Genomic DNA, 17,752 nt, shown 5'->3' on the forward strand with positions numbered 1-17,752 from the left:
CGCGGGGGGGGCAGCGGCGGAAGGACGCGCCGTAGACCCTCTTCCTTGCGGATGGCCGACTCCCCTCCTTCGGAAAGTTGCTCGATGCGCCTGATCGCCTGCTGTCTCCTGGCTTCCCTGACCGCCGGCACGGCGATCGCGCAACAACGGCCGGTGCTGACGGACGCCGACTACACACGCGCCGCGCACCAGCTGGCGCCGTGGACGGCGCCGCTGGTCGATCACGCGGTACGCTCGGCGCATTGGATCGACGCCCGCCGCTTCTGGTATGTCGACACCGATCACGGCGTGCCGACGATCATGCTGGTCGATGCGGCCAAGCGCACCAAGAAGGCCGCCTTCGAGACCAGGGCGCTGCTCGCCTCGCTCAACGCCACCGGTCTGAAGGAGCAGAACGCGGCGAAGCTGGCCATCGGCGATTTCATGCCGGACCTCGCCCGGAACCGGGCGGTGCTCAGTGTCGGCGGCAAGCGCTATGCGTGCGCGATGGTGCAGCCCTACGCTTGCACGGAATCGGCAGCGCCGAGCGCCGGGCAGATCGCCGGCTATCTGGCGCAGCAGGGCCCGGCCGATGCGGTGCTCTCCCCGGACGGCAAGCGCGCCGCCTTCGTGCGCGACTGGAACCTGTGGGTCCGCGACATGGCAACGGGTGCGGAACGGCAGCTGACGACCGACGGCGTGAAGGATTTCGGCTACGCGACGGACAATGCGGGCTGGAAGCATTCCGATCAGGCGATCGTGATCTGGTCCCCCGACTCCAGGAAGCTGGCGACCTTCCAGCAGGACCAGCGCGCGGTGGCGGACTTCTCGATCACCACGACCCAGGTCGGCCATTCGAAGGTCGACACGTGGAAATATCCGTTCGTCGGCGACAAGGAGATCATTCAGATCCAGCGCGTCATCGTCGACGTGGATGCCGGCCAGGTGATCCGCCTTAAGATGCCGGCGGAGCCGCATCGCTCCTCGCTGTGCGACGACGTGGTGTGCGGCGAGGGTCCGCAGGACATGCAGTGGGCGAAGGACGCGAAGACGCTCGCCTTCGTCTCGACCTCGCGCGACCACAAGGTGGAGACCGTGCGCATCGCCGACGCGACCAGCGGCGCGGTGCGCGACCTGTTCATCGAGAGCGTGCCGACCTGGTTCGACAGCGGCTACAATGACGAGGGGATCAACTGGCGCTATCTCTCCGAGCGCGGCGAGATCCTGTGGTGGTCGCAGCGCGACAACTGGGGCCATTATTATCTGTACAGCGCCGCCACCGGCAAGCTGATCCGCCAGGTCACCCAGGGCCAGTGGAACGTCGATCATCCCGTCTTCATCGACGAGCGAAGCGGCAAGATGCTGGTGGCGGGCGTCGGGCTGGAGCCCGGCATGGATCCCTATTATCGCAGCATCTATGCCATCGACCTGAAGGGCGGCGCACCCAAGCTGCTGACGCCGGAAAGGCAGGATCATATCGCGATCCCGTCGAGCGACGGGCGCTATTTCGTCGACATCTACTCGACCCCGCAGGAGCCGCAGACCGCCGTGCTGCGCAGCGCCGACGGATCGGTCGTCACGGGGTTGGCGAAAGGCGACGTCACGCGGCTGCGCGCGGCGGGCTGGCAGGCGCCGGAGAGCATCGCCGTCCGGTGCAGCGACGGCAAGACGCTGTGCCACGGGCTGCTGTTCAAGCCGGCCGGGCTCGATCCGCAGCGCAAGTATCCGGTCGTCGACTATATCTATCCCGGCCCGTTCATGGGGACGATCCCCTCGCGGCAGTTCTCTGCGGCCCAGGGGGATGCGGGTGCGCTGGCGCAGCTGGGCTTTGCCGTGGTCGAGATCGACGGGCTGGGCACGCCGCGTCGCTCCAAGGCTTTCCAGGACTATTACTACCGCGACATGGGCAAGCAGGCCGTGCCCGACCAGCGGAGCGGCATCCAGGATCTGGCCAAGCGCTACGCCTGGCTCGACCTCGACCGCGTCGGCATCTGGGGGCATTCAGGCGGCGGCAATGCCACCGCGGCGGCGATGTTCCTCTATCCCGATTTCTTCAAGGTCGGGATCGCCGAGAGCGGCAACCACGACAACCGCAACTATGAAGACGATTTCTACGAGAAATATCTCGGGTTGCTGGAGAGCGACGGGAAGAAGACCAACTACGACCTGCAGGCCAATCAGGACATCGCCAGGAACCTGAAGGGCAAGCTGCTGCTGGCGCACGGCATGCTCGACGACAATGTGCCGGTCTCCTCGACGCTGCTGGTGGTCGATGCGCTGGAAAAGGCCAACAAGGATTTCGACCTCGTCCTGTTTCCGCGCGCGCATCACGGCTATGGCGACCAATCCTACTATATGATGCGCCGCCGCTGGGACTATTTCGTCGAGAACCTGATGGGTGCCACGCCGCCGAAGGAGTACCGGATCGAGCGGCCGGGCAACTGAAGTCTTCTCGTTCGGCCCGTGATCGACGTCGCGGCGCGGGACAGGGCGTGAAAAGCGAGTTTTGACGCGGCGGAGCTTGCCTCTATGCTGCACTGCATCGCTCAGGGGGGACTCCGCCATGCAGTTCGATACGCCGCACCTGATCCGCTACGGCATCACCGCGCTCGTCGTGGGGCTGATCCTCGCGCTGCGCCTCCGCCGGATGTCGAAGGCGCGGCCGCTGATACTTGAACGACTGTGGATCATCCCGGCGCTCTATGCGCTGCTCGTCGCCAGCCTGTTCCTGCGGCTGCAGCCGAGCCTCGGCGGCTCGGCGCTGTGCGCCGCCGCGCTGGTGGTGGGCGGCGGGCTCGGCTGGCAGCGGGGTAAGATGATGCGGCTCTCGGTCGACCCGGAGACGCACCAGCTCAACCAGAGGGCGTCGATCGGCGGGCTGCTGTTCATCGTCGTGCTGATCGCGATCAAGCTGGTCGGCCAGGCCGAGGGCTCGGCGCTGCACCTCAACGTGGTGCTGCTCACCCAGGCCTTCGGCACGATGGCGCTAGGGCTGTTCAGCGCGATGCGGTTGGAGATGTATCTCCGTGGGCGTAGGCTGCTCGCCCAGGCGCGGGCGGCCGCATGAGCGATCGCGAGCGCAGCTGGCTGGCCCCGCCCGAAGGCGTGCGGCGCCACGCCCCCGCGACGCTGCGCAATCGCGCGGCGATCGCCACGATGCTGGGCGAGCTGCTCCCCGTCTCCGGCCGCGTGCTCGAAGTGGCCAGCGGCAGCGGCGAGCATTGCGCCTATTTCGCCGAGCATTTCCCCAGGCTGGAATGGCACCCGAGCGACCCGGACCCGGATGCGCTCGCCTCGATCGCGTCGTGGTGCGCGGGGCTGGCCAATGTCCGCCCGCCGGTCGCGCTGGATGCGGCGGCGGCGACGTGGCCGGTGAGCCATGCCGATGCGATCCTGTGCATCAACATGGTCCATATCAGCCCCTGGGCGGCGACGCTGGGGCTGATGGCGGGGGCAGGGCAGCTGCTGCCGCCGGGCGCACCGCTGATCCTTTACGGGCCCTATCGCGAGGCAGGCGTGCCCACCGCGCCCTCGAACGAGGAATTCGACCAGTCGTTGCGCGCGCGCGACTCCGAATGGGGACTCCGCCTGCTGGACGAGGTGATCGCTGCGGCCGCGGCGCAAGGGCTGGTGTTCGAGCGGCGAGTGGCGATGCCCGCCAACAACCTCATAGTGGCGTTTCGGCGTAGCTAGCGCGGCCCCGCGCCAGCTTCTGTTCGCGATAGACGATGTAGAGCCCGCTGGCGATGATCACCGGTGCGCCCAGCCAGGTCGAGAAGGTCGGGAACACGTCGAACAGCAGCCAGCCGTAGAGCGTCGCCCAGATCAGCCCCGAATAGTCCATCGGCACCACCGCGGAGACGGGGGCGAAGCGCATCGCGCCGGTGAGCGCCAGCTGGCCCACTCCGCCGACCAGCCCCGTGGCGATTAGGATCGCCCAGGTCTCGGCGTCGTGCGGGCGATAGTTGAACGCGTAGATCGCACCCAGCACCGGCACCGAGAGCAAAGAGAACCAGAACACCGTGGTGCCGGCGCTTTCGGTCCTGCCGATCTGGCGCAGCGTGATCGCGACGATCGCGACGAACAGCGCCGCCATCAGCCCGACGAACGCACCGAAGATCGGGATCGCCTGCTGGCCGGGCTGGACGACGATCAGCACGCCGACAAAGCCCAGGATCACCGCGCCCCAGCGGTGCCAGCCGGTCGGCTCGCCGAGGATCAGCGCGCCGAGCAGCGTGGCGAAGATCGGCACGGTGAACTGGAAGGTCTGCGCCTCGGCCAGCGGCAGCAGGATCACCGCGCCGAAGGTGAAGATCATGCCGGTGAGGCCCACCGCGGTGCGCCAGGCATGCGCGCCGAAGCGCTCCGTCTTCAGCGACTTGAGGCCGGGCCCCAGCGCCACCCACAGCGTGACCAGCGGCACCGCCCAGAGCTGGCGGTGGAACATCGTCTCGATCAGCGAGGCGCCGCGCAGCTCGGACATCTTGATGAGCGCCGACATCGTCGACATGCAGAAGATGGCGAAGAGACGGAGCGCCAGGCCGGTGGCGATGCGGTCGGGTCGGGCTTCGGACACGGAGGGACGGTTAGGGGCGGGGGGCATCAGCGGCAACCCCAATTGCGGTTTTTCCTGTCAATCCCGGCCCTTCCCGAAGTCGAGCGGTTCCGCGCCGACCGTCCGCAGCACGTTGTTGGCCGACTTGCGCCAAGGATCCATGCGCCGTCCGTTCGCCACTCGCCCCTCGTCCGTACTCATGTGGGTAATGATGTCGGACGAAAACCGCAGGAACTTTCGAATGCTGCGAGCCGATTCGAAATCCAGGCCCACCTTGAGCTGGAACAGGTGTTCGCTCATCCGGTCATGGCATTCTTCGCGCGCGCCAACCTCACAGCTGCGATAGAAGGTGTCGATCTCCTCGCGAATGTTGTCCAGAGCGATCTGGCGCACGAGTCGCTGCCGTTCCGCCGCCTGGCGCACTTCCTCCTGCGCGAGATGCTCCTGCAGCTTCCACTGCGCGCGATTGACGAAATAGAGCGCCACCGCGATGCCGACCTGGCCGATCGCGCCGACCGCCGCGAGGAAGGTGGGGATCGGATCGTCCGACTCCGCCGTCAGGATCAGCGTGAGCAGCACGCCGAAGAGCACGCCGCCGGACAGCCAGCGGCGTTCCTTCTCCGACAGCGAATGAATCTGTTGCATCGTTATCCCCCAGTATCTTGGAACAGGTTCCTGATACCGGGGGCGGGTAGAGGCCGGAGCTGTCGAAAGGGTTAAGCCGGGCGCCCCGCAGCGAACAGCCGGTCCACCACCACCGCGAGCGACTCCTGCCATGCCGGGGCGCGGTAGCCGAAGGTTTCGGCGAAGCGGGTGCAGTCGAGCCGGGAGTTGGCTGGGCGCTTGGCCGGGGTGGGATAGCCCGAAGTCGGGATGCCGGTCACCTCGGCGGTCGGGCCGCCATGCTTCGCGCTTTCGGCGAAGATCGCGCGGGCGAAATCCGCCCAGGTCGTCTCGCCCGAGCCGGTGAAATGGTAGAGCCCGCTGGTCGCGCCCTCGCGCTGCCAATGCTCGACCACGGTGAGGATCGCCGTCGCGATGTCGAGCGCCGAGCCCGGGCAGCCGCGCTGGTCCTCGACGACGTTGAGCGCGTCGCGCGTCTCGGCGAGGCGCAGCATCGTCTTGACGAAATTGTTGCCGAACGGGCTGTAGACCCAGGCCAGCCGCAGCACGGCGTGGGTAGCGCCCGAGGCCTGCACCGCCTGTTCCCCGGCCAGCTTGGTCGCGCCATAGACGCCGAGCGGGCCGGTGGGATCCTCCTCGCGCCAGGGACGGTCGAGGCTGCCGTCGAACACATAGTCGGTCGACAGATGGATGATCGGCGCGCCGATCTCGGCGCCCGCGCGGGCCAGCACGCCGGGGCCGTCGCCGTTGATCGCCATGGCGAGCTCGGGCTCGCTTTCGGCCTTGTCGACCGCGGTATAGGCGGCGGCCGAGACGATCAGCTCGGGCTGGATGCGCGCCACCGCGGCTTCGATCGTCTCGGGCTTGGAGAGATCGAACTCGGGATAGGCGGTGAAGACCAGCTCATGGCCCTGCGCCTGCTCGGCCAGCGCCTGGGCGACCTGGCCGTCATGCCCGGTGACGAGGATGCGCATCAGGCGGTCTGGCCCAGACGCTCGCCGGCGTACTTGCCGGAGCGGATCGGGCCCCACCACCATTCGTTTTCGAGATACCAGTCGATCGTCGCGGCGATGCCGGTGTCGAAATTCTCCTCGGCCTTCCAGCCCAGCTCGGTCTCGAGCTTGGTCGCATCGATCGCGTAGCGGCGATCATGGCCGGGACGATCGGTGACGAAGGTAATCAGCGCGCGGCGCTTCCTGCCGTCCGCCAGCGGGATCCGCTGGTCGAGCAGGTCGCAGATCGTCTCGACCACCTGCAAATTGGTCCGCTCGTTGCGGCCGCCGACATTGTAGCTCTGGCCGACCTTGCCGGTGGTCGCGATGGTCGCCAGCGCCTTGGCGTGATCGTCGACATAGAGCCAGTCGCGGATATTCTCGCCCTTGCCGTAGACCGGCAGCGGCTTGCCCTCGAGCGCGTTGAGGATGGTCAGCGGGATCAGCTTCTCGGGGAAGTGGAACGGCCCGTAATTGTTCGAGCAGTTCGACAGCACCACCGGCAGGCCATAGGTGTGACCCCAGGCGCGGACCAGGTGATCGCTCGCCGCCTTCGACGCCGAATAGGGCGAGGAGGGATCATAGGGCGTCTCTTCGGTGAAGATGCCGCTGTCGAACGGCAGGTCGCCGAACACTTCGTCGGTGGAAATGTGGTGGAAGCGGAAACCGTCGCGCTTCTCGCCTTCCAGCTCGCGCCAATATTGCAGCGCCGACTGGAGCAGCTTGAAGGTGCCGACGATGTTGGTCTCGATGAACGCGCCCGGGCCGTCGATCGAGCGATCGACATGGCTCTCGGCGGCGAGGTGCATCACCACATCGACCTGTTCTTCGCGCAGCAGCGGCGGGATCGTCGCGGTGTCGGCGATGTCGGCATGGACGAAGCGGTAGTTGGGCGCGTTCTCGATCGCGGTCAGCGAGGCCGGGTTGCCGGCATAGGTGAGCTTGTCGAGATTGATGACGCGCGCGCCTTGGCGGACGAGGTGGCGCACCACCGCCGAGCCGATGAAGCCGGCGCCGCCGGTGACGAGGAAGGTCTGCTGCTGCATGGCTCAGCCCTGATAGAAGAAGGGGGTGTTGAACGCGGCGAAGGACGGCGCGACCGCGTCCTTGCCCGAGAGCACGGGCTCGACGCCGATGTCCGGCCAGGCGATGGCGAGGTCGGGATCGTTCCAGCGGATCGCCATTTCCTCGTCGGGCGCATAGCGGGCGCTGACCTTGTAGAGGATCTCGCAATCGGGGACGAGCGTCATGAAGCCATGCGCATAGCCTACGGGCACGAGCAGCTGGTTCCACTTCTCCGCCGACAGCTCGACGCCGACCCACTTGCCATAGGTGGGCGAGCCGCGACGGATATCGACCGCGACGTCGAAGATCGCGCCGCGCAGCACGCGGATCAGCTTGGCCTGGGCGAAGGGCGGCGCCTGCAGATGCAGGCCGCGCACCGTGCCGGGCTGGGCGGAGAAGCTCTGATTGTCCTGCACCCAGCGCGCCTCGACGCCCTCGGCATCGAGCAGCGACTGCTTGAACACCTCGGAGAAGAAGCCGCGGTTGTCGCCCAGCTTGGGCGGCGTGAACTCGATCACGCCGGACAGTTCGTGGTGATGGACCTGGGTCATGCCGCGGCCACCAGCTTGCGCAGATAGGCGGCATAGCCGGTCTTGCCGAGCCCGGCGGCGCGTGCAAGCAGCGCCTCGGCGTCCAGCCAGCCGGCGTCGAACGCGACTTCCTCGGGGCAGGCGATCTTCACGCCGGTGCGGTGCTCGAGCGTGCGGACGAACGAGCCGGCATCGTGCAGGCTGTCATGCGTGCCGGTGTCGAGCCAGGCATAGCCGCGGCCGAGCCGGGTGATGTGGAGGTCGCCGCGCTCCAGATAGGTGCGGTTGACGTCGGTGATCTCGAGCTCGCCGCGGGCGGAGGGCTGGATCGACTTGGCGATGTCGACGACGTCCTTGTCGTAGAAATAGAGGCCGGTGATCGCCCAGTTGGACTTGGGCTCGGCCGGCTTTTCCTCGACGCTGGTGGCGACCCCGGTTTCGGGATCGAAGGCGACCACGCCGTAGCGTTCGGGATCGTCGACATGATAGGCGAACACGTTGGCGCCGCCCTGCGACGCCTGGTCGGCGGCGGCCTTGCAGCGCTCGCCCATCTTCTCGCCGTGGTAGATATTGTCGCCCAGAATCAGCGCGCTCGGATTGTTGCCGACGAAATCGGCACCGATCACGAAGGCTTCGGCCAGGCCGTTGGGCGAGGGCTGCTCGGCATAGCTGAGATTGATGCCGAAGGCCGATCCGTCGCCGAGCAGCGCCTGAAACATCGGCAGGTCGCGCGGCGTGGAGATGATCAGGATGTCGCGGATGCCGGTGAGCATCAGCACCGACAGCGGGTAGAAGATCATCGGCTTGTCATAGACGGGAAGCAGCTGCTTCGAGATCGACAGCGTTGCGGGGTAGAGGCGCGTGCCACTCCCACCCGCAAGGATGATTCCCTTCATTCGATAATCCCCCATGGTGCGGGCCGAGCCGCAACGACAACGAAACGAGAAACGGAAGCCGGGCCGCTGTCAATCCTTGGGCGGATCGATCGGGCGGCCCGGCGACGTGCGTGGATCAGAACGCGTTGGAGTGTACGATCACCCGCAGCGTCTTGAACAGGATGGTGATGTCGCGCCAGATGTCCCAGCCGTCGATATATTCCATGTCCGCCTGGAGCCGGTTGGTCAGGTCGACGCGGCGGTCGGTGGCGCCGCGGAAGCCGCGCACCTGGGCAAGGCCGGTCATGCCGGGCTTGAGCGTGTGGCGGTGCCAGTAGCGCTCGTCGATTTCCCAGAACAGATGATCGGCGGCGCGCGAGCCGAGCGCATGCGGGCGCGGGCCCACCACGCTCATGTCGCCGCGCAGCACGTTGAGCAGCTGCGGCAGCTCGTCGATGCTGGTCTTGCGGATGAAGCGGCCGACCTTGGTGATGCGATCGTCGTCGCGGCTGGCCGAGACGTTGCCGTTCGCATCGCACAGCGTGACGCGCATCGAGCGGAACTTGAGGATCTTGAACAGCCGGTTGCCGCGGCCGACGCGGTCCTGCGCGAACAGCACCGGGCCGGGGCTCTCCAGCTTGATCAGGATGGCGACGAGGATCATCAGCGGCGCCAGCGCCAGCACCGCGGGCACCGTGATCGCCAGGTCGAGCGCGCGCTTCTTGGCGCGGTTCGGCATGCTGAGCGGGCCCTGCGAGACGACCAGCGTGTCCTTGCCGTCATAGGAGTCAACGCCGATCGCGCCCAGCGCGTTGAACTGGGGAACGAGGATCTCGCCCTTGATGTTCATCCCCTTGAGCAGCAGCGCCCAGACCGCGCGATGCTCCTCGGTGCAGGCGACCACCACGCGATCGAACCCGATCACGGTGGTGCCGAGCCGGTGGAGCATCTGCGGGTCGCGCGGGTTCGGCGACAGGTTGATGATCCGCGCGTCGAGCGCCACCGCGTCGCCGGCAACCTCGAGCGCGACTCCGTCGACGATCACCAGCTCGTCGAGCAGCCGGCCGCCGGTCGCCGCGCGGACGTGGCGGCGGAACACCAGCCGGCCGGTGATCAGAAAGAACAGCGACAGCAAGGTGCCCTCGGCCAGCTGCACGCGCGAGAGCGGCAGTTCGGCGGTGAGCAGGTAGCTGCCGAGCAGCACGACGAAGACCGAGAAGAAGAAGGCCGAGAAGATGTTCTTCACCCCGCTCACCGGGTAGCGCAGGCAGCCCAGCGAATAGGTGCCGCTGGCGAGTGCGGTGCCCAGCGTGATCGGCAGCAGGAAGACGCCGACATTGATGCCGGCGAGCGACAGCCAATTGCCGTCGCGCGTGCAGGCGGCAAGATAGAAGGCGGCAAGGATCGCGATGCTGTCGAGCAGCAGGAGCTCGGTATAGAGCACCATGCGGAGCGTCGATCGCCGCCAGACGGGGGCGACCGATCGATCGATCCGGGCATGCGCCCGAAGCTGCTCTTCAAAGGCGCGCTGTGCTTCAAAAGCGTTCATGGCCTCACTGGGCTCCCTCAACGGAATTTGCACGCTGACAGCGGCCGAGTCGGCCTGTTGCACTGCATTATAATGAGACGGTTTGCGATGCGATAGTCTCGGTATCGATCAAATGGTCTGATTTCGGGACCGGGATTCAACAAGATCGCACCCTGGATTGTTGGCCGTGACGAGAGCCTAACCCGCACGAACGCGCGAGGCTCGGATAAATATCCCTCCGAAACCGACGTTATTTGCCGTATTTTCAGGGTTGAGCGACCGATGGCGACTTATCCCCAGGATCGTCGTCGGATCAAGGGCCGCAGGGGCGTGGGACCTGTCCGAATCATGGATTTCTTCGCGCTTGCAGCGTGATTTGGATGTGATTTTGCTGCAGTGCACCTCAAAATCCTCTCGGCCCATCGCTATGGTTTCTCCTGCAACGGTAGCGAGTCCGCCTTAAGGATCGTCTAACCGGCTCTGCAGCGCGGTCCGCCGCCTACGCATAAACCACAGAAACATTTGGCTTAATCGAGTCTTTACCAGCCTTCTTCATCATGGCGTCGACGAGTAGCGCCATGGAGGCAGAGTTCCGGAAATGACACGCGACGAAATGCAGGCCAGCCTGCAAAGCGCTTTTGCGGGCCCATCGGCCGCCGAGCGCGAGGCCGAACTGCGCGAATCCGGGCTGGTGGCGCTGTCGCTGCTGCTCGGCGTGCACAACATCGCGATCACCCCCGAACAGCTTCGCCACGCGCTGGGGCATGGCGAGACGCCGACGATCGACGACCTGATCCTGCTTGCCAAGCGTCAGCAGGGCGTGCGCGCCAAGGCGGTGGACGTGCCGCGCGGCGGCCTCGCCCGCCAGCCGCTGCCGGCGATCGCCGACGGCCCCGAGGGCTGGTTCGTGATCGGCGGGCTTACCGAGCACGGCGTGATCATCCAGCGCCCCGGCCATGCGCCCGAGCAGGTCGACCGCGAGGGGCTCGACTCGATCTGGTCGGGCACGCTGGTGCTGCTCACCACCCGCGCGGTGGCGGGGCGGCCGCTGCGGTTCGGCTTCTCCTGGTTCACCGCGCAGTTCAAGCGCTATCGCAAGCTCTTCCTCGAAGTGCTGGGCATCACCTTCGCGCTCAACCTGCTCGGCCTCGCCTCGCCGCTCCTCTTCCAGAGCGTGATCGACAAGGTGCTGATCCACAACAGCATGAGCACGCTGAGCGTGCTCGCCTTCGCCTTCCTGATCGTCTCGGTCTGGGAAGTGGCGCTGGGCTGGATCCGCACCCGGCTGTTCACCGAGACGACGCAGAAGATCGACGTCGAACTCGGCGCGCGGCTGTTCCACCATCTGCTGGCACTGCCGCTTTCCTATTTCGAGAAGCGCCGGGTGGGCGACACCGTCACCCGTGTCCGCCAGCTCGAGACGATTCGCGAATTCCTGACCAACGCCTCGCTCACCGTGCTGGTCGACCCGCTGTTCACCCTCGTCTTCCTGGCGGCGATGCTGTTCTACTCGCCGATGCTCTCGGCGATCGTCGTGGTGTCGCTGATTCTCTACGCGATCGTCTCGTTTGCTGTCGCGGGGCCGCTGCGGACGCTGGTCGAGGACAAGTTCGAGAAGAGTTCGGCCAGCAACGCGCTGCTCGTCGAGAGTGTCTCGGGCATCCACACGATCAAGGCGGCCGCGGTCGAGCCGCACTGGCAGAATGGCTGGGAGCGCCAGCTCGCCGCCTATACCGGCGCCTCGCAGCGGCTGATCAACACCGCCAATACCGGCAGCCAGGCAATCGAGATGATCTCCAAGCTGAGCTTCGCCGCGATCCTGTTCTTCGGCGCGCAGGCGGTGATCGGCGGCGCGATGAGCGTCGGCGCGCTGGTCGCGTTCAACATGTTCGCGCAGCGCGTCTCGGGCCCGGTGATCCGCATGGCGCAGCTGTGGCAGGACTTCCAGCAGGTCCGAATCGCGATCGAGCGGCTCGGCGACGTGCTCAACCATCCGGTCGAGCCGCGCCCCGCCTCGGCGGCGACGCTGCCGGTGCTGCGCGGCGCGATCCGCTTCGAGAATGTCAGCTTCCGCTATGCCGAGGACCAGCCGCCGGTGCTGAGCGACATCACGCTCGACATCCCGGAGGGGACCTCGCTCGGCATCGTCGGCTCCTCGGGTTCGGGCAAGTCGACGCTCGCCAAGCTGCTCCAGCGGCTCAACCTGCCGAGCAACGGCCGCGTGCTGGTCGACGAGGTCGATGTCGCGCAGCTTGACGCGTCCTGGCTGCGCCGCCAGATCGGCGTGGTGCTGCAGGAGAACCTCCTCTTCAGCCGCACGATCCGCGAGAATATCGCGCTGTCCAACCCCGCCATGCCGTTCGAGCATGTCGTCGCGGCGGCCCAGCTTGCCGGCGCGCACGACTTCATCCTGCGCCAGCCGCGCGGCTATGATACCGAGATCGTTGAGCGCGGCGTGAACCTGTCGGGCGGCCAGCGCCAGCGGCTCGCCATCGCCCGCGCGCTGGTCGGCAATCCGCGCATCCTGGTGTTCGACGAGGCGACCTCGGCGCTCGACGCCGAGAGCGAGGAGCTGATCCAGAACAACCTGCGCGCGATCTCCGCCGGCCGCACCCTCGTCATCATCGCCCATCGCCTGTCGGCGGTGCGCGGCTGCGACCGGATCATCACGCTCGAACAGGGCCGCATCGTCGAGAGCGGCCGCCATGACGAACTGCTGCGCCTGGGCGGCCGCTATGCCGACCTGCACCGCCGCCAAAGCGGCTTCGGGGAGATTGCCGCATGAACGCCGTCGTCACCATGGGGCCCCGCGGCCCGCGCGGCCCGCTCGCCCGGCTCCGCGGCACGGTGCTGCCCGCGCGCAGCATCGACTATGACACCACCTTCCTGCCCGCCGCGCTCGAGATCATCGAGCGGCCGGTGTCGCCCACCGCGCGGCTCACCGCCCGGGTGATGATGGCGGGGCTGGCGATCACCACGGCCTGGCTGGCGATCGGCAAGGTCGAGGTGGTCGCGCCGACGCAAGGCCGGATCGCGCCGATCGGCGAGACCAAGGTCGTCCAGTCGCCCGAATCGGGGATCGTCCGCCGCATCCTGGTGGGCGAGGGGCAGAAGGTGACCAAGGGCCAGGTGCTGGTCACGCTCGACCCCACCATGTCGGCGGCAGAGGCCAATCAGGCGAAGGTCGCGCTGCTCAGTGCCCAGCTCGACGTCGCGCGCAACCAGGCGATCGTCGACGCGCTCGATGGCAAGGGCTTCCACTTCGTCGCCCCCGCCGGGGCCAGCCCGGCCGAGGCGGCGACCCACCGCGACCTCGCCCGCGCGCGGCTCGGCCAGATCGAGGCGGCCACGGCCGGCGGCCGGTCGGACAGCGGCGCCGCCGTCTCCGCCGCCGCCGAGGCGAAGGCGCAGGTGCAGAAGCTCGAACAATCGCTGCCGCTGCTCGAGCAGCAGGTCGCCGCCAACGAGGCGATGGCCGCCAAGGGCTATGTCTCCAAGCTGCGCGTCGTCGAGCTGCGCCGCCAGCTGATCTCCGAGCGTCAGGATCTCGCGGCCGCGCGCGCCAGCGTCGCCAAGCTCGGCCAGCAGTCGCACAGCGCGAGCAGCCTCTCGGCCAGGACTCGCGAGGAAGCCCGCGCGCAGGTCCTGCAGGATCTGGTCAAGGCCGAGGGCGAGGTGCGCGGCCGCAGCGAGGATGTCGCCAAGGCGAGCCTGCGCAGCAGCTTCCGCGAACTCCGCGCGCCGGTGAGCGGCACCGTCTCGCAGCTTCAGGTGCATACCGAGGGCGGCGTGGTGGAGGGCGTTAAGCCGTTGCTCTCGATCGTGCCCGACAAGGCGCGGCTCGAGGCCGAGGTGATGATCGACAACAGCGACATCGGCTTCGTCCGCACCGGCATGCCGGTGAAGGTGAAGCTGCAGGCCTTCCCGTACACGCGCTACGGCATGATCCCCGGCACCGTGGTGGGGATCAGCCCCGAGGCGGTGCAGATGAAGGAAGGCCAGCCGCCGGTCTACAAGGCGCGGATCGCGCTCGACCGCAGCTACGTCAACGCGCACGGCGCCCAGGTGCCGCTGCGCCCGGGCATGATCGCCAGCGCCGACATCGTCACCGGCAAGCGGACGCTGCTCAGCTATCTGGTCGGTCCGGTGCTGGAGACGGGGAGCGACGCGCTGCACGAGCGGTGAGGCGAGGGGCATCCCGGCTCCGGCCGGGGTGCCGCGCGCGCCCGAGGAAATCAGTCGAGACCCGATCCGCTCAGCCAGCCGCCGTCGACGACGAAGGTCTCGCCGGTGACATAGGCTGCGGCGGGTGACGACAGGAACAAGGCCGGCCCGACGAGATCGTCGACCTCGCCCCAGCGTCCGAGCGCGGTGCGGCGGACGACGCGATCGGAGACGATCGGGTCGGACCATACCGGTGCCGACATGGCCGTCTTGTGGAACCCCGGCGCGATCGCGTTGACGCGGATGCCGTCGCGGCCGAAGCGGTGCGCCAGCGTGTGGGTCAGCCCCTTCAGCGCGGACTTGCTCGCCGTATAGGCCACCATCGCCGGGCTGCCGGTGAAGCAGATCATCGAGACGATGTTGAGGATATTGCCGCCCGAGCGGGCGAGCAGCGGCTCCCCCGCCAGCGCCAGTCGCAGCGCACCATGCAGGTTCACGTCGATCACGTCGAGATAGGTGGCCTCGTCGAACGGCGCATCGACCGAGAGGATGCCGGCAGCGTTCACCAGCACGTCGAGGCGGGGAAGCTGCGCCACCCGTTCGGCAATCGCTGCGTCGTCGCGCACGTCGAGCCGCAGGAATGTGATCCCCTGATTGGCTGCGTCCTCGCGATTGGCCTCCAGCTTCGCTTCCGACGTGCCCGTGACGAGCACGGTTCCGCCGAGCGCCGCATAGCCGCGGGCGAGCGCAAGGCCCACGCCGCTCGATCCACCTGAGACGAGGATGATCTTGCCCGCGAAAAGATCGCTGCGAAAGCTGTCGGCCGGTGCCTGCATGATAGTGCTCCTAGGGAGGGGGTGGAGCGTAGGCATGGCGGCGGCGCCTTACGGACACGTGGCGTTTCGCGCTGTTCGGTTGCAGCGGTAGGCGCGCCGCGTGCGCGGCACCCGACTTTATGCAATCCTAACGCCGCGCGGCCGGCTTCGCTCTCGAAGCTTAATGCGGGCACTGCCTAGCTTGCGAGTGCCGGCTCCACCGGGAGGCGGCGCTTGTAGGAGTGTGTTCGTCATGGCGTCCGATCTCGTTGCGGAACCCGATCCGGCGGCCACCATCCTCTGGGTGGGGCAGGACCGGGAGGGGCATTGGCTGGTCCAGGAAAATCACGGCCTGATGGAAGGCCGCTTCGTCTCGCGCGAGGCGGCGTGGCGGTTCGCGCGGGCCGAGCGGCACGGCTTTCCCGGCGCCGAATGTGCCGAGGCGGGGCAGCCGCTGGTGCCGTGGATCTCCTTCGCGCCGGTCGGCGCCGAGGAACGCACGCCGCGCCGGGCGGCCTGAGGAGGCGGCCATGGACCTCGCTTATGCCTATGCCGTCCCGCCGGTGCGATCCGGCACGCCGCTTTCCGCCATCATCCGCCACGCGCTGTGCGGCGCCGCCGAGGCCGTCGCCGCGCGCGACCTGCGCTGGCCGGCGGTGCTCGCGCAGCTGCAGATGCTGCGCGCGGCGGGGCGCCGGAGCGTCCGCATCGTCGATGCCGCGTGCGGTGACGGTGCGCTGCTGCTGCCGGCACTGGGGCGAGCCCGCGCGCTCGGCTTCGTCGCGATCGAGGCGCGGGGGGTGGACGGCGATGCCGCAGCGCTTGCGCGAGCCCGCCGCGCCGCAGCGGCGATGGCGGACCTGGCGATCGAGGTGCAGTTCGAGCGCGGCAGCGTTGAAGCGGCGTTGCGCGAGGAAGCCGCCTTTCCTGCCGATATCCTGCTCTATGCGGCGGAGCGATCGGAGATGGCACGCTTTGCCGCGCTGGCGCGCCGTGCCGGGGACATGACGCTGGGCGGTCCTCGCCGGGCGGCAGGGCAATGAGCCGTCAGGGCGATCGCCGCTGGCGCGGCGTCGGCGCCTTCCTGCTGATCGCGGGCGGGCTGGCGGGCACGCTGACCGATATCAGCGGACCGGAAGGGGCGGGGACGCTGCTGCTGCTCGGCTTCCCGCTCGCGATACTCGGCCTGGTGCTGGTGGTGCAGGGCAAGCGTGCGTCGCTGGCGATTCGCGTCGAATGCAGCCGCCACCGGCACCTACCCGAACGGCTGCAGGCGCGCCGCACCGGCCGTCCGCCGCGCGGCTGACCTGGCCGCATCCTCAACCAAGGACTCTCCATGTCTTTCCAGATGCGTGACGGCGTGCTCCACGTCGAGGGCGTGCCGCTGCCGGTGATCGCCGACGCCGCGGGCACGCCTGCCTATGTCTACGCCGCCACCGCGTTGCACGACGCGGCGCGCAGCTTCGTCGATGCGCTGGCGCCGATCGCGCGCAAGCAACTGCTGTACGCGGTGAAGGCCAATCCGCACCCGGCGATCCTGCCGACGTTGGCAGGGTTCGGGTTCGGCGCCGACATCGTCTCGGGCGGCGAGCTGCAGGCGGCACAGGCCGGCGGTATCGCGCCTGCCGACATCGTCTATTCGGGGCTCGGCAAGACGCGGGAGGAAATGGGGGCGGTGCTCGATGCCGGGATCGGCCGCTTCAACATCGAGCATGCGCGCGAGGGCGAGGTGCTCTCGGCGCTCGCCTGCGCCCGCGGGATGCGGGCGACGGCGCTGCTGCGGGTCAATCCGCTGGTCGACGCGCAGACCCATGCCAAGATCAGCACCGCGCTGACCGACAGCAAGTTCGGCATCCCCTATCCGGAAGCCATCGGGATGTACCACCGTCTCGCCGCGCTGCCGGGGCTCAACCTTCAGGGACTGGCGGTGCATATCGGCAGCCAGATCACCGACCTTTCGCCCTTGCAGGCCGCCTATCGCCGCGCGGGGACACTCGTCGCGGCGCTGCGGACCGACGGGCATTGCATCACCCATGCCGATCTCGGCGGCGGGCTCGGCGTTTCCTATCGCGCGGGCGCGCCGGGTGCGGATGTCGCGGCCTGTGGTGCCATGGTCGCGCGCGAGACGGAAGGCTGGGACGTCACCTTGCTGTTCGAGCCCGGTCGCTTCCTCGTCGCGCAGGCGGGGGTGCTGCTCACCCGGGTGTTGTGGGTCAAGCCGGGCCAGCCCCATCCGTTCGTGATCGTCGACGCGGCAATGAACGACCTGGCGCGGCCGGCGCTCTACGACGCGTGGCACGAATTCATAGCGGTACGGCCTCGCGACAGGGAGCACTTCGCCGCGCATGTCGTAGGGCCGGTGTGCGAATCCGGCGACAGCTTCGCCCATCCGCGCGCCATCGATCGCGTCGAGGAAGGCGACCTCGCGGTGCTGGCGACCGCCGGCGCGTACGGCGCGGCGATGGCCTCGACCTATAACGCCCGCGCGCTGGTATCCGAGCTCTGGGTCGATGGCGACCGCTTTGATGTCGGGTCGGACCGGATGCCGGCAGCGCTGGCCCGCCCGCAACGCGTACCGCGCTGGATGGCCGTCAGCGGCCAACGGGCAGCGGTCGGTCGCTGACG

The 17,752-nt window shown here is 68.0% G+C and carries 17 protein-coding genes; 9 read left to right on the top strand and 8 right to left on the bottom strand.

The window, feature by feature from the left end; all coding sequences use genetic code 11:
• Positions 1 to 84: 84 nt before the first annotated feature.
• The 3 genes from GGR89_RS04430 (at position 85) to GGR89_RS04440 (ending at position 3,672) form a co-directional block, all read left to right on the top strand.
• Positions 85 to 2,424, top strand: coding sequence for a S9 family peptidase (locus tag GGR89_RS04430; protein WP_125975664.1), 2,340 nt, complete (start codon positions 85 to 87; stop codon positions 2,422 to 2,424).
• 118 nt (positions 2,425 to 2,542) lie between these two features.
• Complete coding sequence (locus GGR89_RS04435; protein WP_125975666.1) at positions 2,543 to 3,046, top strand: CcdC protein domain-containing protein; 504 nt, start codon at positions 2,543 to 2,545, stop codon at positions 3,044 to 3,046.
• Positions 3,043 to 3,672 (top strand): DUF938 domain-containing protein, encoded by a 630-nt coding sequence (locus tag GGR89_RS04440; protein ID WP_125975668.1) that lies wholly within the window; start codon positions 3,043 to 3,045, stop codon positions 3,670 to 3,672. The genes GGR89_RS04435 and GGR89_RS04440 overlap by 4 nt, the downstream gene beginning before the upstream one ends.
• On the opposite strand, the gene GGR89_RS04445 is transcribed toward GGR89_RS04440, so the two are convergent.
• From GGR89_RS04445 to GGR89_RS04475, 7 genes are all read right to left on the bottom strand, one after another.
• Positions 3,647 to 4,555 carry a DMT family transporter gene (locus GGR89_RS04445; RefSeq protein WP_125975670.1) on the bottom strand — a complete coding sequence of 303 codons (909 nt, stop codon included), beginning with the start codon at positions 4,553 to 4,555 and terminating at the stop codon, positions 3,647 to 3,649. The genes GGR89_RS04440 and GGR89_RS04445 overlap by 26 nt on opposite strands.
• A gap of 57 nt (positions 4,556 to 4,612) precedes the next feature.
• Entirely contained in the window at positions 4,613 to 5,125 is a 513-nt protein-coding gene (locus tag GGR89_RS04450; RefSeq protein ID WP_167712769.1) for a hypothetical protein, read from the bottom strand.
• 125 nt (positions 5,126 to 5,250) lie between these two features.
• The gene (gene rfbD, locus GGR89_RS04455; protein ID WP_125975674.1) at positions 5,251 to 6,132 is read right to left on the bottom strand and encodes a dTDP-4-dehydrorhamnose reductase; all 882 of its coding nucleotides are present in this window, start codon (positions 6,130 to 6,132) and stop codon (positions 5,251 to 5,253) included.
• On the bottom strand, positions 6,132 to 7,196 hold the full coding sequence (gene rfbB / locus GGR89_RS04460; protein ID WP_125975676.1) for a dTDP-glucose 4,6-dehydratase: 1,065 nt from the start codon (positions 7,194 to 7,196) through the stop codon (positions 6,132 to 6,134). Before rfbB ends, rfbD begins: the two co-directional genes overlap by 1 nt.
• Positions 7,197 to 7,199: 3 nt before the next feature.
• Complete coding sequence (rfbC, locus tag GGR89_RS04465) at positions 7,200 to 7,766, bottom strand: dTDP-4-dehydrorhamnose 3,5-epimerase (protein WP_125975678.1); 567 nt, start codon at positions 7,764 to 7,766, stop codon at positions 7,200 to 7,202.
• Entirely contained in the window at positions 7,763 to 8,641 is an 879-nt protein-coding gene (rfbA, locus tag GGR89_RS04470; protein ID WP_126001860.1) for a glucose-1-phosphate thymidylyltransferase RfbA, read from the bottom strand. The genes rfbC and rfbA overlap by 4 nt, the downstream gene beginning before the upstream one ends.
• A gap of 115 nt (positions 8,642 to 8,756) precedes the next feature.
• Complete coding sequence (locus GGR89_RS04475) at positions 8,757 to 10,169, bottom strand: exopolysaccharide biosynthesis polyprenyl glycosylphosphotransferase (RefSeq protein WP_125975682.1); 1,413 nt, start codon at positions 10,167 to 10,169, stop codon at positions 8,757 to 8,759.
• 577 nt (positions 10,170 to 10,746) lie between these two features.
• Between GGR89_RS04475 and GGR89_RS04480 the strand changes: the two genes are divergently transcribed.
• Both GGR89_RS04480 and GGR89_RS04485 read left to right on the top strand, forming a co-directional pair.
• Positions 10,747 to 12,933, top strand: coding sequence for a type I secretion system permease/ATPase (locus tag GGR89_RS04480; protein WP_125975684.1), 2,187 nt, complete (start codon positions 10,747 to 10,749; stop codon positions 12,931 to 12,933).
• Positions 12,930 to 14,333: an HlyD family type I secretion periplasmic adaptor subunit gene (locus tag GGR89_RS04485; RefSeq protein WP_125975686.1), complete on the top strand. Its 1,404-nt coding sequence runs from the start codon at positions 12,930 to 12,932 to the stop codon at positions 14,331 to 14,333. Before GGR89_RS04480 ends, GGR89_RS04485 begins: the two co-directional genes overlap by 4 nt.
• A gap of 50 nt (positions 14,334 to 14,383) precedes the next feature.
• On the opposite strand, the gene GGR89_RS04490 is transcribed toward GGR89_RS04485, so the two are convergent.
• On the bottom strand, positions 14,384 to 15,148 hold the full coding sequence (locus GGR89_RS04490) for an SDR family NAD(P)-dependent oxidoreductase (RefSeq protein ID WP_125975688.1): 765 nt from the start codon (positions 15,146 to 15,148) through the stop codon (positions 14,384 to 14,386).
• 232 nt (positions 15,149 to 15,380) lie between these two features.
• Here GGR89_RS04490 and GGR89_RS04495 point away from each other — a divergent pair, with 232 nt between their 5' ends.
• From GGR89_RS04495 to lysA, 4 genes are read left to right on the top strand one after another with little or no spacing between them, the layout of a single operon-like run.
• A complete protein-coding gene (locus GGR89_RS04495; protein WP_125975690.1) occupies positions 15,381 to 15,647 on the top strand; it encodes a hypothetical protein in 267 nt (88 codons plus the stop codon).
• 10 nt (positions 15,648 to 15,657) lie between these two features.
• Complete coding sequence (locus GGR89_RS04500) at positions 15,658 to 16,170, top strand: SAM-dependent methyltransferase (RefSeq protein ID WP_125975692.1); 513 nt, start codon at positions 15,658 to 15,660, stop codon at positions 16,168 to 16,170.
• Complete coding sequence (locus tag GGR89_RS04505) at positions 16,167 to 16,433, top strand: hypothetical protein (protein ID WP_125975694.1); 267 nt, start codon at positions 16,167 to 16,169, stop codon at positions 16,431 to 16,433. Before GGR89_RS04500 ends, GGR89_RS04505 begins: the two co-directional genes overlap by 4 nt.
• Positions 16,434 to 16,463: 30 nt before the next feature.
• On the top strand, positions 16,464 to 17,750 hold the full coding sequence (gene lysA / locus GGR89_RS04510) for a diaminopimelate decarboxylase (protein WP_125975696.1): 1,287 nt from the start codon (positions 16,464 to 16,466) through the stop codon (positions 17,748 to 17,750).
• Positions 17,751 to 17,752: the final 2 nt, after the last annotated feature.

The organism is Sphingomonas trueperi (assembly GCF_011927635.1).
GTDB classification, from domain to species: Bacteria; Pseudomonadota; Alphaproteobacteria; order Sphingomonadales; family Sphingomonadaceae; genus Sphingomonas; species Sphingomonas trueperi.